The organism is Exiguobacterium sp. s192 (assembly GCF_018618795.1).
In the GTDB taxonomy this organism is placed as follows: domain Bacteria; phylum Bacillota; class Bacilli; order Exiguobacteriales; family Exiguobacteriaceae; genus Exiguobacterium_A; species Exiguobacterium_A undae.
Window position 1 is genome coordinate 715,844 of the sequence record NZ_JACSMS010000001.1, and the last position, 12,812, is coordinate 728,655.

The window sequence follows — 12,812 nt, forward strand, 5'->3', positions numbered from 1 at the left end:
ACGGGTGTATTATAAAAATACCACATCCAGTTCTGATTGCCTATCGTTTTAATACATTTGTATCAAAAAAATGGTATACTGACGTCATGCCAAAACAAGTCGATCACGAAAAAAGACGACGCCAAATCGCAGAAGCGACCTGGCGTCTCATATCAACTGAAGGAATTGAACAAGCGACCGTCCGAAAAATTGCCCAGGAAGCCGGTTTATCGCTTGGTGCGTTACGGCATTATTTCTCGACCCAGGACGAGTTGCTCCGCTTTTCGATGGAACTCGTCTCGGAACGGGCGCAACAACGGATTACCACCATCTTCGAACAAGGAGGTCCGCCGCAGCAAGTCTTGCTCGATGTTTTACTGGAAGTGTTGCCGTACAAAGAAGAATACCAGCTCGAAATGAGCGTGTGGTTTCAATTCATGATGGCGGCGTACCGTTCCAAGACCGATACCGGCACGGACGATTTGTTTCGGATGTGCCTCGTCCTGCTCGAACGATTGCCGGCTGATACGTTACGGGATGGAATCGATGTCCGGCTCGAAGCGGAACGATTGGCGGCATTGGTCGATGGTCTGGCGTTTCATGCCTTATTCCGACCGGAACGGTTGACGAAAGACCGCTTGAAGACGATTCTTGTCCACCACCTGAACACCATTTTCCAGTAATGACGACACCCCGCCGCCCTCCCCTCAGGAGTGGACGACGGGGTGTTGTTTGTGTAAGCGGCGTTCTGCCAGGTGAAGCGATCCGGAACGCATCAGACCAAAACCGATGAAGGCGAGCCAAACGCCGTGATTGCCGATCCAGTTGATGGACAGCAGCAGCACGGCAAACGTGATGAATCCTTGAATCATCGAGTTCCGGACCGGTTTCGCTTGGGCGCGTCCAGCGAACACTCCTTCATACAGCATCGCAAATCCTCCGGTCAGCGGGAACAGGAGAATCCAGCCGTAGTAGGCACCGGCGACAATCAAAAGTTCCGGGTCAGCCGAAAACAAGCGGAGAAAAGGCTGCTGGAACAGAAACAACAGGAGCATGATGAGGACAATCGACGCCAAACCAAACTGCCGGGTCAGCCGGACACTTTGTTGATAACCCGCTTCATCGTTGCGTCCGCGCGCTCGTCCGACAAGAATCGTCGAAGCACTGCCGAGCCCGCCAAACCAGTACGCGATGACATACTGTATTTGCAACAGGATTGCATTGGCCGCCAGAATATCCGGTCCAAACGACGCTCCGGTCCGGGTGAACCAACCGGTGACGAGCAAAAGAAAAATCGTTCGGATGAACAAATCGGCGTTGACGCTAAAAAACTGCCGGTAGTCCTGAAGGCGGAATAACAGGTGCCGGTACGTCGGTTTCCAAATCAGTTGCCGGACAATAAAGGATAAGGCCAAGAACACGGTACAGACTTCGGCGATCAGTGTCGCAGCAGCGACGCCGGCAACACCGTAATCAAGACCGACCACGAAGATGACGTCCAGCACAATGTTGATGATATTACTCACGATTTGAATCATCAGAGCCCGTTTCACCTGCCCCTGCCCAATCAGCCAACCGAGTACCGCATAACCGATCAAGACGAACGGCGCACCGTAAATCCGGTAATCGATGTATGTGTTGACGTCCGACAACAATGAGGCGGGTGCGGCCAACAGGTATAATCCGGCAGATGCCAAAGGGGCGCGGCAGACAATCAAGATCAGACCGATTACCAGTCCCAGCAGGATCGGGCGGTATAAAGCAAACTGTAACGAAGTCTCATCGTGGTGGACACTCGCTTGGGCACTGAAACCGGTGGTGCTGACCTTCAAGAATCCGAACAGCCAGTAAATCGTGTTAAAAAAGACGGCACCAAGCGCGATGCCGCCGATTGCCGCGGCATCCCCCGTCTGACCGATCACGATCGTATCCGTGACGCCAAGCAACGGTGTCAGGATACTCGACAAGATCAACGGATAGGCCAGCACCCCATACTGCCGGGCCGTAACCGGTGCCGTCACCACGCTGCCGCCTCAATGAACGCCTTGGTGTAATCGGGGCGGCTCGGATTTCGTTGCTCCATCGTATCGAATCGATCGATAATCCGACCATCCTGCAGCACCAGAATTTCGTCGCACAGGGCTGTCACACAGTCGAGCTGATGGGAAATGAAGACGTACGACATCTGCAGGGACTGTTTTAAGTCCTGCAACAAATCGATTATCTCACGCAAGGCGAGCACATCGAGTCCGGTCGTCGGTTCATCGAGAACGATGACGGCGGGCTCGATCGAAATCGCCCGGGCGATCGCCATCCGCTGCAATTGTCCGCCGCTGAGAGCCGCCGGCAGTCGATCGAGCAGGGATTCGTCCAGCCCGACAGCAGCCAGCAATTCAGCTGTCAGACGCTCTTCCGATTCATTTGAGAAATGGTTCAAGTCCGGTTGATGCAGACGATACGGTTCGAGCAGCGAGCGGCGCATCGTCCAATCCGGATTAAAGGAGCCGTGTGGATGTTGAAAAACAGCTTGAATATGCCGGCGTCGGGACCGCTTCGATCGGGTTGAGAACGGTTGTCCGAGCAACAGGACTTGTCCGTCGTCCTGCGCCTGCAGTTGTAACAATACCCGGGCTAACGTCGATTTCCCGCTCCCGCTTTCGCCGATGATGCCGAGGGACCGACCGGCGGAAAGCGCAAACGTGACATCGGTCAGGACGGGGTGATTCCGATAACGAACCGAGACATGCTCGACTGTCAATAATGCGGACATCTTCATGCCTCCTCTTGTCAGTGTCTGTTAGTATACAAAGCCTGGGTATAGGGATGCCGGCTCGCATGAATCGTCTCCGGAGTGACGGCATCAATGATGGTTCCCTCTTTCATGATATACAACGTATCCGCATAATGTAAGGCATGGGTCAGTTCGTGCGTGACGAATAGGACCGTCGCCGCCGTTTGTTGTTGGTAATTGCGGAGCCAGTCCAATAGTTGCCGGGTCGCAACCGGATCGAGGGCCGTCGTCAGCTCATCGGCTAAAAGGAGGCGCGGTTTCAGGAAAACAGCAAGGATGATCGCCATGCGTTGGAGTTGTCCGCCGCTGAGCTGATGCGGCAGACGGTCCAGTAAATCGATGTCGAGACGGAATGAGCGCAGTAACGATTCCGTCTGTTCCTTATCGTAGGCGACTTGATGTGCCCGGCACAGATCGCGCATCGTTTCCTTGATTGTCAAAAACGGGACAAAGGACTGCTGGTAGTGTTGCGGAATGTAGCCGATCTCCCGTCCCCGCACCCAGTCCTTCCCTTCTGCAAACGTCACCGTCCCGCCGACCGACAGCGTTTCCGGTACCAATCCGAGCAAGTGTTTCAGCAGGAGGGTTTTGCCGCTTCCGCTCGCACCGATCAGACAGATGAATTGATTGGCCGGGAAATCGACGGTGATGGCATGCAACAACGACTTGGCCGGTGCCGTGACCGTCACGTGACGCAGTTGAATCATGTTCATGCTCCTTTCTTTGCCGTCTGCTGTTGCAGACGGCGGTTCCACCACATCGAAGCACTGACCGTCAGGACGATACACCATCCGGGCCAGATCATGAATCGGGGGGCCGCCTGAAAATACGGACGGGCTTCATTTAACATCGCTCCCCATTCGGGTACGGGAGGCTGGACACCCAAGCCGATGTAGGAGAAGGCGGACAAAAATAAGATGATTTTCCCGATGTCGACACTCATCAACACACGGACTTGCCGCAGGACGGGCCATAACAGATGGCGCCGGACGATCATCGCATCCGATAATCCGTTGACCCGTGCCATCCAAATGTACTCGGATTGTTTCGTCGACGAGACGATTGCTTCCGTGAGCCGGGCATAAGACACCCATTTGATCAATAAGATGGCGAGGACGAGACTGTTGATTCCGGCACCTAACAATCCTGCCAAGACGAGAGCGAGCACCGTATCCGGGAAGATGATCAGACTTTCTTCGATCCGGTGAATGATCCGTTTCAACAGACCGCCGTAGTAACCGGCGAATAATCCGAGAACCGTTCCGACGGTTGCCGTCAACAATACTGTCACCCCGCTGAACAAAAAAGAAATCACTCCCGCCAGAATCAAGCGGGCCAGAAAGTCACGTCCCAAGGCATCCGTCCCGAGCCAATGCTGCATCGAGCTCGATGCGAGGCGTTGCGTGACGTCCGTCGTGTAAGGCGAGTGTGTGCCGAGATAGATCAGCAGAATCCCGATCCACACGCTGAAGATGAACCAACGCAGCCGCTTCATCTCATGCCACCTCCCCGCCAATCGGGACGCAGATGTTGCGTCACCAGTCGCATGATCACGTTCAGCGTCACGATGATGGCCGTCGTCAGCAGGATATAACCTTGAATCAGCGGATAATCCCGTTGCAAGACGGCGTCGACCATCAATTTCCCGACGCCCGGGTAGGCGAACAGGACTTCGAGCACGACGACGCCACCGGCCAGGCTGCCGAGCGATAAGGTAAAGACGGCGAGGACCGGAGGCAGACTCCCGCGAAACGCGTATTTCCAAAAAATCGTCTGTTCGGAGATCCCGCGGGCGCGGGCAATCTGAATGTACTCCTTTGCGAGTTCCGTCTGTAAATTGACCCGTAACAGCTGGATGTAGACACTGGCCAAGGCCAAACTGAGCGAGACAGCCGGCAAGACGACGGATAATGCTCCGTCCCGCCCCATGACGGGTAACCACGGCAGACGGATGGCAAACCAATCGGTCAAGACGAGCCCGATCCAAAAGCTCGGGACAGCCGCGCCGATCAGGGACACACCGTCAGCAGTCAGTCGGACGACGTGTCGGTTGGAACGTGCACTCCATGTTCCGAGCGGTACGGCGACAAGCAGGGCAAGCACCAAGCCGCTTCCGGCGATTTCAAAGGTTGCCCGGTAACTTTCTCCCAACATCAATAAAACCGGCCGTCCGGTCATGAACGATTCACCGAGATCGAGTCGACCGACCCGGCCCAACCAGTCAATGTACTGTGCCAGCAATGGTTCGTGAAAACCGAGTTCTTGGCGGACGGCCTCGATTTGTTCCGGTGACGCACTTAATTCGTCGATATTGAGCAACGTCAAGACCGGATCCCCCGGTAAAAAGCGTAAAAGCGCAAAACTGCCGAAGGTCATGAAAAACAGAAAAAACAGGGCTTCCCCTGTTTGACGGACGAACAGACGCCCCATCTTACCGTACCTCGAGCTGATTCGTGATCATGTAGTATTCGCTTTTTTCCGTTTTCCAGCCTTTGACGTGAGTTTTGTCGTAGGCGACGAGCGTCGAGGGATGGAGTAAAAAGCTGTTCAGTTGCTTGGCATCAACCTCGCGGGCAATCTGTTCAGCGAGGACATTTCGTTCTGCGGGCTTGACGGTTCGCTTCAGACGATCAAGCTGTCGTGTCAGTGACGGATCGTTGACACCGCTGAAGTTCAATCCCCCCTGCGGATGATACGTCGCATGCAAGTAATAGCCGGCATCTCCCCGCGGTGCCGTTAAATTGCTGTAGGTCGCAAGATCCCAGTCCCGGTGACTGCTCATGTATTCTTCCGGCACGTCAATCTGTTTGATCTTGATCGTTACTCCGATTTTCTTCGCGTCATCCTGCAGGACTTGGGCAATCAACGGTAAATCCGGTCGTGCCGAGTAGGTCAGCAACGTCAACGTCAACGGTTGACCGTTTTTTTGCATTTGACCGTCCTGTAACGTATAGCCCGCCTGCTTTAAATAAGATACAGCCGTCCGCTGTGTCTGTTTTTCGTATGTCGGCGCAAACGGAAATGACTGGATGAACGGACCGGTCGCGACCGTCGCATATCCTTGCAGGACGTGATCGACCAACTCGTCCCGGTCAACTAACGCATCGATGGCTTGGCGAACGGGCAACGACTGCATCGGTCCGTTCGAGACGTTCATCGTCAGTTGATGGACACGGAACGTCTCCACCGCCTCGACCGTCAGTCCTTTGTTCTTCAGCTGATCGACGGATTCGACTTCCGGTCGATAGACGACATCGGCTTGTCCGGACTGCAACGCCATCGTTCGTGCCCCGGCGTCCTCGTTGAATAAAAAATCAACGCTCTCTAGTTTGGCCCGCTCGCCCCAGTATCCGTCAAACCGTGTCAAGTCAACTTTTGTCCCGGGAGAGAAGTTGCTGACGGCAAACGGACCGGTTCCGACGGGTTGTGTATCAATCCGTTTTGCATCGATATCAATGATGGCCGTGTTCGGATTGACCAGCTCCGAGATGAACTCGGGGTAAACCGTCCGGGTCTCGATCAGCAGATCCGCGCCGTCAACGGTGATGGATTTGATGTTTAAGGCGTTCTTGACGCCCGCATTCTCGCGGATTGACCGCTCCAGTGAAGCTTTGACGGCGGCCGCATCAAGCGGCTCCCCGTTTTGAAATTGGACGTCTTTTTGTAAAACGATGCGCCAAACGGTCGGACTCTCATTCGTCCAGCTTTTGGCAAGCCACGGCTCGACCGTCAGCTTGTCGTCATCCAGACGGACCAAGGTCTCCGTCACGCCTGCTCGTAACGGGACGTAACTGCTGTCACGATGCGGATCGAGGGATAACGTCGCGAAATTATAGACGAACGTCAAGTGCCGATCTTTCGGGGAATCGGTTGCCGGACTGCACCCGCTAAGCAATGCCGTACCGATGGCGACGGTCACGAACATTTGTCGTGACCACTTTGTATATGTAAACATCTGTGTTCCACCTCTATTTCGGAATAATTACGTTTTACATCATATCGTAATCATTCCGATTTAACAATAGTCTTTTAAGCATGAACAAAAAATCCCTTCCAGATCCTCCTGTTAAAAAAGATACGCGAAAGGGATTATGGATTGCATACTGTTCATTTTACAAGACGCGGACAAAGTCCTTGGCTTGCCATTCAAGTTGTTTGGCGGACTCGGCCAACAGGTCAAATTCGTTGACGGTCTGTTCAAGTTGTCCGTTGCTCGTCTTGACCTTGGACGAAATCCGCTCGATGCTCGTCGAAACGGCTTCGATCCGTTTGACGATGCCTTCGATGTTTTCTTTCACTTCTCCAATCGACTGGGAGACCTTATTCGACAAATTCCTGACTTCGGTTGCGACGACGTTAAATCCACGTCCGTGTTCACCCGCCCGTGCCGCTTCGATGGCAGCATTCAAGGCAAGGAGATTCGTCTGGGCGGCGATTTCCCGAATCGTCTTGACGATGTCGGTGATCGAATCGGCTTCCGCCTGGAGCTGCACGAGATTTGCCAGATTTTCAGTTGATTCCGCTTCGACTTGCTGGACGGTCGCGAGGACGTTTAATCCGTCCTGGCGGCCGCTTTCCGACTTAATGGTCAGGAAAGTTGAGGTTTCATTTAATTCCTGAGCCATCCGCAACACGTCCTGTTGCCGGACCGTGATATCGGTCGCGATTTTCGACACGCCGACGACACGCCGCCCGTCGTCGGAGAAGATCGGCATATAGGTCGCTTCGAGCCACTTATGTTGTCCATCGGCAGCCTTCCGTTCGATTTTATCCTGATAGGTGATGCCTTGCATCAACTTCCGCCAAAAGACTTCATAAGCCGGACTGCTTGTATATTCGGGAAAACAGAGATCACGATGGTACTTACCGATTAACTCGTTGACTTCGTATCCCATCGTTCGGGCAAACAGCTCGTTGACATAGGCGACTTTGCGCCGGTCATCAAACCGAATGATGGCTAAGTTTTGTTCGATGGCACGAACGACTTGTGTATCCGTGACTTGAGTTGCTTGATCTTGCATCGACATATCTGTCCCTCCCTAAAGTTCGACTCGCTTGTCAGCATAATGCTTACACTGTCTTATTATCCCTCCTATTGTCTAATTCCTTCCATTTTAAACTGTAATCCAGTAAATAATTTATTGGTATGCAAAGATTTTGTAAGTCCTCTCGGGTCATGGCACCGTAAGGCTCCATTAAAAAAGGTCCCCTGCAAGGGAACCTGAGGACAATTCTTTAATAAGCGCTCCAACCGCCGTCGGCAACGACAATCGCTCCATTGACGAAGCTGCTCTCTTCCGACACGAGGAACAGTGCCAGCTTGGCAATTTCTTCAGGTTGGGCTGTTCGTGGATTTAAGCCCATCCCGAGCATCGTCCGTCCCATTCCGAAGTCGTTGATGTTCGTCATCGATTGACCGATGTTCGTCTCGACCGCTCCCGGCGCAATCCCGTTACAGCGGATTCCTTCGTTCGCATAGAGGTAGGCCGTGTTTTTGGTCAATCCGACGACGGCATGTTTCGATGCCGTATAGGCGGCCCCGGCCCGCGCCCCGTTTAAACCGCCGATGGAAATGTTATTGAGAATGATGCCGTGCCCCTGTGCCCGAAAGATCGGCAGGACGAGACGCATTAACCGCATGACGCCGGTCGTATTGACGGAAAAGACCCGTTCCCAGCGTTCGTCCGTGACGTCTTCGACACCTTCCATTCCGTCCATGATTCCGGCATTATTGACGAGAATATCCAGTTTTCCGTACGTTGACAGCGTGTCGTCGATCAATTGGCGGACGGCGGCTTCTTCCGCGACGTTCGTTTCTACGGCGATTGCCGTTCCGCCGTTTTTCGTGATTGCTTCAGCGACTTCTTGTGCCCCCGCGTAATGAATGTCCGAGACGACGACATGTGCCCCTTCTGCTGCAAACAACTCTGCCATGGCTTTTCCCATTCCGGAAGCGGCTCCGGTGACGATGATGACTTTTCCCGATACACGCATGATGCCTCACCCTTTCTGATTGGATTCACCCTTACCTTCTTCTTTTCCCGTTTTTGGTCTGGAAAGTCATGTTGCATCACGAAATTCGACGAATAGTCCTTCGGTTGAACACAAAAAAACCAGAAACCCGTGACCGGATTTCTGGTAATACGTCTTGGTTTATTTTAATTCACGGCTTGTTTTTTCTTCTGCCTGTTCGTTTTTACTTTTTGCATCAAACTCGGCCCGCGTCATGACGTCTTCGACGTGCATGTTGACTTCGACGACTTCAAGACCTGTCATATCACCAATCGCTTTTTTGATTTTAGCGACGGTTTCTTGGAAGATGGACGGGATGTTTTTGCCGTATTCGACGATGACACGCAAGTCGAGTGCCACTTGACGCTCGCCGACTTCAGCGCCGACTCCTTTTGTGATGTCTTCTGTGCTGCGGAGACGATCCGTCAAACCGCTCATGAATCCACCACTCATCGATAAAATGCCCTGTACTTCGTTTGAAGCAATCCCGGCGATTTTTTTGATGACCTGATCTTCGAACGTCAATTTGTTTGTACGTACCTCTTCATTTTGTCCAGTCGTGTTTAATGATTCGTTTGCCATTTGAAATCTCTCCTTTTGAATAAAGTGTAAGTGTATTTATATGAATCAGTCCCGGTTAAAGAACTGAATCCATCCTTCAATATCGAGTGCTCCGTCCCGCCATTTCCCAATCAGAAAACCGATGGCGGTAAACACAAGAAGCAACAAGGTTGGTCCGAACCCGATCGTCAGGAACAGAACCGCAATCACGAGTCCAACAAGACCGCCGATTAAGCGAAACCGATACGGATAGAGTTGTTCTTTCGTACTCATGTTCATTCCCTCCTTTAGACGACACGTTCTGACGTTTTGGTTTTGGTATCACTGATTTTGACTTTTGTACTCGTTACCGGCAGTTCAAGCAGGGATTCAACGGCATGTTTTGCCCGCTCTTGAATCTCTTTGCCGATCGTCGGTAATCCTTCTTGACCAAAGACCGAGCAGTCCACCGTTAAGGCGACCGTCTCTTTTTTCGAATGAATATCGGCGCGGACGCTTGGGGTTCTTACACCATTGAGTCCCCGAATCGATTCGAGTGCGGTCCGTTCAATCGTTTCTTTCGAAATCGTGATGTTGCCGTCTCCTGTCCGGATCAACAACCGTTGACCTTTCGAGCGGCTGAGTAATCCCGTGAATAAGAGAATGACGAATACGAAAGCTAAAAATCCACCAATCGAGAGAACCGTGTAGCTGTACCATTGTTGATCTTGCCATTGTTCGAGTAACGGGCTGAGGCGAGGAACGTCATAAACGCCGAGTACGAGCAGGGCGACGCTCACTAACCCAAGTAGACCGATGAGAACGAGTAAAAAACGATTGAACCCATTCATCTTCATCTCTCCTTTTAGGTTGTAAATTTCTTTCACACAAGACTTTCGCTAGCTGAAATATTATGTGTATGGTGTGTTTATTCCCGTTCACTAGACCCCAAAACATTTATTTCCGCATTTTGATAAAGTTCTATTATTCTGAAAATTTAGCATTGAGGTCGTGTTAATCCAGTGTTTAATCTACTATATTCGATAAAAAAAGCTCCTTTCATCCGGAATAGAGGAAGGAACTTTCATAAACCCTAATACTTTAAGTTGGCTATCATACTCAAAAATAACTGTCAATATCATTTTACTTCGACAATGAACGCGACGTTTCCGTCGCCTTGCTTCCACCACCCGTAGATATGGTAGATGTAGCGACCTGGTTTGTTCGGTACGGTCAACCGTTCATTTTTCAGCTGAACCGTTTTGTTTGTTCCGTCTTCCAGCCAACGTTCGCTTTTGATACGTTCAGGCGACGGACCGTCGTTAAAGGCCACTTCAATCGTTGCTCCCGGTTCGACGACCGTCGGTGTATGTTTTGCCGTCATTTCAAGTGGTGTTGAATAAACGGTATCGGCACATTGACTGATGAAGAGACCATTCCAACAATAGGATCCACTCGTCACCTCGATCTCTTTCCCTTGAACGGACACGTCCGGTTCCGGCGGTGAACCACGAAACGGTTCCAAAAATAAAATCAAGCCCACTATCACTAAAAGACCAATCCACAATCCTTTTCGCATCTTTTTTAGTCCTTTCCGACCCCGAACTGTTCGTCAGAGGTTTGTTTGTATCGAAAACAGGTTAATACTTTTAGGGTTGAGTCAAAAAATATGTAGGAGGTTTTTTTCATGGTTGAAAACAAAGTCGTCATCATTACAGGTGCATCAAGCGGAATCGGGGAAGCTACGGCTAAGTTACTGGCGAAACAAGGAGCACGTCTTGTCCTCGCAGCACGCCGGGAAGATCGACTGCAAACATTACAAAAAGAAATTGAAGAGCTCGGTGGAAAAGCCGTTTACCAAGTGACCGATGTAACGGATTCGGCACAAGTCGAAGAACTTGCCAAACTGGCACAAGACACATTTGGTTCGGTTGACGTTCTCGTCAATAACGCCGGTTTAATGCCATTGTCGAAGTTGAATAAAAACAAACAAGACGAGTGGAACACGATGGTGGACGTCAACATCAAAGGTGTCTTGTACGGAATCGGTGCCGTCTTGCCGTATATGCGTAAGCAACAACGCGGACACATCATCAACATCTCGTCGATTGCCGGACACGACGTCATGCCGTCAAGCGCCGTCTACAGCGGGACAAAATTTGCCGTCCGTGCGATTACGGAAGGTCTCAGAAAAGAAGAATCGGTCGAAAACAACATTCGGGCGACGATCATCTCACCTGGAGCCGTCGATACGGAACTGAAGGATCACATCACTGATGAAGAGATCAAACAAGGGATCGGCGACTTAAAAGCAATGGATGCGGATGCGATTGCTCGTGCCATCGCCTACGCCGTCAATGAGCCGGACGATGTTGCGGTCAACGAAATCTTGATTCGTCCGACAGCGCAACAATAAGTAGCACAAAAACACCGTCTCCGGTCTGGAGCCGGTGTTTTTTCGTTTAATCGAGCAACTGCTCCGCAATCAACTGATAGGACCGGAGTCGTTTGTGTTGGTCAAAGGCGTTGTTGATCAACAAAAACTGATCGGTTTGATACCGGATTGCCAGTTGCCGTAATTCCGTCGCCACCTGCTCCGGTGTCCCGACGATCGTTCGCCGACGGTCATGCTCAATCCGTTGTTGTTGTTCCGCGTTCCATCGTTTCGTATCCGTCGTCGCAAAAGACGGGACGATCGAATGACCAAGACGGATTCCTTGTATCCAGGCATCCTGTGTCCGCGCCAATCGTTCCGCCTCTTGTTCCGTCTCGGCACAGATGACGAAGACGCAAACGATGACGTTTGGTTGACGCCCGTCGACGGTGATGAATTCGTCGCGGTAAGTCTGTAACGTTTCTTCCCAGCGGTCGGGGTTGATGAAGTGGCCAAATACGAGACCGTGTCCCCGTTCGGCGGCAAGCTTTGCACTGCGCGGAGACAACCCGAGAACAGAGAGCGGAAGCTCATCTGTGATACGGGGCGTCGTCTTGACAATCCGGTACGGATGGCGCGACGACAAGGAATCCGTCAAAAAGCCGTTGACTTCGTCAAGCAGCCGCGGAAATGCGGCTGCCTCGTTGTCCGCCCCGTCCGTCAATGCACGCCGTGTCCGTTCACTGCCACCCGGTGAATTGCCGATCCCCAGTTCAATCCGGTTCGGATAAAAGGCGGCTAACGTTGAAAACGTCTCGGCGACTTTTAACGGACGGTATTGAGGCAGTAAAACACCACCGGATCCGAGTTTGATCCGTGACGTCACGGCTCCCATCCGGGCGATGAACAGTTCCGGTGCCGCGCTCAGCAGACCATTGGTATTATGGTGTTCGGCAAACCAGTAGCGTTCATAGCCGAGGCGCTCCGCCTCGATGACCAATTGTTGCGTCATTTCCATCGTCTGTTCAATCGTATCACCTTCATGTAACGGGACTTGATCTAAAATTCCTAAGCGCATCTGATCGCCTCCTCACACCTTAGTGTAAGCCGTCGCCA

At 52.0% G+C, this 12,812-nt stretch carries 15 protein-coding genes; 2 read left to right on the forward strand and 13 right to left on the reverse strand.

Annotated features, from left to right (window positions below):
* Positions 1 to 86 precede the first annotated feature (86 nt).
* Entirely contained in the window at positions 87 to 662 is a 576-nt protein-coding gene (locus KNP87_RS03690) for a TetR/AcrR family transcriptional regulator (protein WP_214720857.1), read from the forward strand.
* Positions 663 to 686: 24 nt separating this feature from the next.
* Here KNP87_RS03690 and KNP87_RS03695 read toward each other — a convergent pair whose 3' ends face one another.
* The 12 genes from KNP87_RS03695 to KNP87_RS03750 all read right to left on the reverse strand — a co-directional run bounded on the left by KNP87_RS03695 (position 687) and on the right by KNP87_RS03750 (position 10,901).
* Entirely contained in the window at positions 687 to 2,000 is a 1,314-nt protein-coding gene (locus KNP87_RS03695; RefSeq protein WP_214720858.1) for an MATE family efflux transporter, read from the reverse strand.
* On the reverse strand, positions 1,997 to 2,749 hold the full coding sequence (locus KNP87_RS03700) for an ABC transporter ATP-binding protein (RefSeq protein ID WP_214720859.1): 753 nt from the start codon (positions 2,747 to 2,749) through the stop codon (positions 1,997 to 1,999). The genes KNP87_RS03695 and KNP87_RS03700 overlap by 4 nt, the downstream gene beginning before the upstream one ends.
* 17 nt (positions 2,750 to 2,766) lie before the next feature.
* On the reverse strand, positions 2,767 to 3,477 hold the full coding sequence (locus KNP87_RS03705; protein WP_214720860.1) for an ATP-binding cassette domain-containing protein: 711 nt from the start codon (positions 3,475 to 3,477) through the stop codon (positions 2,767 to 2,769).
* Positions 3,478 to 3,479: 2 nt separating this feature from the next.
* Positions 3,480 to 4,265 carry an ABC transporter permease gene (locus KNP87_RS03710; protein ID WP_214720861.1) on the reverse strand — a complete coding sequence of 262 codons (786 nt, stop codon included), beginning with the start codon at positions 4,263 to 4,265 and terminating at the stop codon, positions 3,480 to 3,482.
* Entirely contained in the window at positions 4,262 to 5,200 is a 939-nt protein-coding gene (locus tag KNP87_RS03715) for an ABC transporter permease (protein ID WP_214720862.1), read from the reverse strand. Before KNP87_RS03715 ends, KNP87_RS03710 begins: the two co-directional genes overlap by 4 nt.
* A gap of 1 nt (position 5,201) precedes the next feature.
* Positions 5,202 to 6,725, reverse strand: a complete 1,524-nt coding sequence (gene nikA / locus KNP87_RS03720; RefSeq protein ID WP_251135395.1) for a nickel ABC transporter substrate-binding protein — start codon at positions 6,723 to 6,725, stop codon at positions 5,202 to 5,204.
* Between the two features lie 157 nt (positions 6,726 to 6,882).
* Entirely contained in the window at positions 6,883 to 7,797 is a 915-nt protein-coding gene (locus tag KNP87_RS03725; protein WP_251135396.1) for a methyl-accepting chemotaxis protein, read from the reverse strand.
* A 208-nt stretch (positions 7,798 to 8,005) separates the two neighbouring features.
* The gene (locus KNP87_RS03730) at positions 8,006 to 8,764 is read right to left on the reverse strand and encodes an SDR family oxidoreductase (protein ID WP_214720863.1); all 759 of its coding nucleotides are present in this window, start codon (positions 8,762 to 8,764) and stop codon (positions 8,006 to 8,008) included.
* A 159-nt stretch (positions 8,765 to 8,923) separates the two neighbouring features.
* Complete coding sequence (locus KNP87_RS03735; protein WP_026832909.1) at positions 8,924 to 9,364, reverse strand: Asp23/Gls24 family envelope stress response protein; 441 nt, start codon at positions 9,362 to 9,364, stop codon at positions 8,924 to 8,926.
* A gap of 45 nt (positions 9,365 to 9,409) precedes the next feature.
* Positions 9,410 to 9,616 (reverse strand): DUF2273 domain-containing protein, encoded by a 207-nt coding sequence (locus KNP87_RS03740; RefSeq protein WP_026832910.1) that lies wholly within the window; start codon positions 9,614 to 9,616, stop codon positions 9,410 to 9,412.
* Between the two features lie 14 nt (positions 9,617 to 9,630).
* Positions 9,631 to 10,173: an alkaline shock response membrane anchor protein AmaP gene (gene amaP / locus KNP87_RS03745; RefSeq protein ID WP_028106213.1), complete on the reverse strand. Its 543-nt coding sequence runs from the start codon at positions 10,171 to 10,173 to the stop codon at positions 9,631 to 9,633.
* A gap of 287 nt (positions 10,174 to 10,460) precedes the next feature.
* Positions 10,461 to 10,901 (reverse strand): hypothetical protein, encoded by a 441-nt coding sequence (locus KNP87_RS03750; RefSeq protein ID WP_214720864.1) that lies wholly within the window; start codon positions 10,899 to 10,901, stop codon positions 10,461 to 10,463.
* Positions 10,902 to 11,009: 108 nt separating this feature from the next.
* Between KNP87_RS03750 and KNP87_RS03755 the strand changes: the two genes are divergently transcribed.
* Positions 11,010 to 11,738 carry an SDR family oxidoreductase gene (locus KNP87_RS03755; RefSeq protein WP_026832913.1) on the forward strand — a complete coding sequence of 243 codons (729 nt, stop codon included), beginning with the start codon at positions 11,010 to 11,012 and terminating at the stop codon, positions 11,736 to 11,738.
* Between the two features lie 46 nt (positions 11,739 to 11,784).
* Here the strand turns inward: KNP87_RS03755 and KNP87_RS03760 are convergent, their stop codons facing one another.
* Entirely contained in the window at positions 11,785 to 12,774 is a 990-nt protein-coding gene (locus KNP87_RS03760; RefSeq protein ID WP_214720865.1) for an LLM class flavin-dependent oxidoreductase, read from the reverse strand.
* Positions 12,775 to 12,812: the final 38 nt, after the last annotated feature.

Excerpts from the sequence above, each read along its gene's own strand:
- KNP87_RS03690 (WP_214720857.1), top strand. The coding sequence starts at position 87 with ATGCCAAAACAAGTCGATCACGAAAAAAGACGACGCCAAATCGCAGAA.
- KNP87_RS03700 (WP_214720859.1), bottom strand. The coding sequence starts at position 2,749 with ATGTCCGCATTATTGACAGTCGAGCATGTCTCGGTTCGTTATCGGAAT.
- KNP87_RS03705 (WP_214720860.1), bottom strand. The coding sequence starts at position 3,477 with ATGATTCAACTGCGTCACGTGACGGTCACGGCACCGGCCAAGTCGTTG.
- KNP87_RS03710 (WP_214720861.1), bottom strand. The coding sequence starts at position 4,265 with ATGAAGCGGCTGCGTTGGTTCATCTTCAGCGTGTGGATCGGGATTCTG.
- KNP87_RS03715 (WP_214720862.1), bottom strand. The coding sequence starts at position 5,200 with ATGGGGCGTCTGTTCGTCCGTCAAACAGGGGAAGCCCTGTTTTTTCTG.
- nikA (WP_251135395.1), bottom strand. The coding sequence starts at position 6,725 with ATGTTTACATATACAAAGTGGTCACGACAAATGTTCGTGACCGTCGCC.
- KNP87_RS03725 (WP_251135396.1), bottom strand. The coding sequence starts at position 7,797 with ATGTCGATGCAAGATCAAGCAACTCAAGTCACGGATACACAAGTCGTT.
- KNP87_RS03730 (WP_214720863.1), bottom strand. The coding sequence starts at position 8,764 with ATGCGTGTATCGGGAAAAGTCATCATCGTCACCGGAGCCGCTTCCGGA.
- KNP87_RS03735 (WP_026832909.1), bottom strand. The coding sequence starts at position 9,364 with ATGGCAAACGAATCATTAAACACGACTGGACAAAATGAAGAGGTACGT.
- KNP87_RS03740 (WP_026832910.1), bottom strand. The coding sequence starts at position 9,616 with ATGAGTACGAAAGAACAACTCTATCCGTATCGGTTTCGCTTAATCGGC.
- amaP (WP_028106213.1), bottom strand. The coding sequence starts at position 10,173 with ATGAATGGGTTCAATCGTTTTTTACTCGTTCTCATCGGTCTACTTGGG.
- KNP87_RS03750 (WP_214720864.1), bottom strand. The coding sequence starts at position 10,901 with ATGCGAAAAGGATTGTGGATTGGTCTTTTAGTGATAGTGGGCTTGATT.
- KNP87_RS03755 (WP_026832913.1), top strand. The coding sequence starts at position 11,010 with ATGGTTGAAAACAAAGTCGTCATCATTACAGGTGCATCAAGCGGAATC.
- KNP87_RS03760 (WP_214720865.1), bottom strand. The coding sequence starts at position 12,774 with ATGCGCTTAGGAATTTTAGATCAAGTCCCGTTACATGAAGGTGATACG.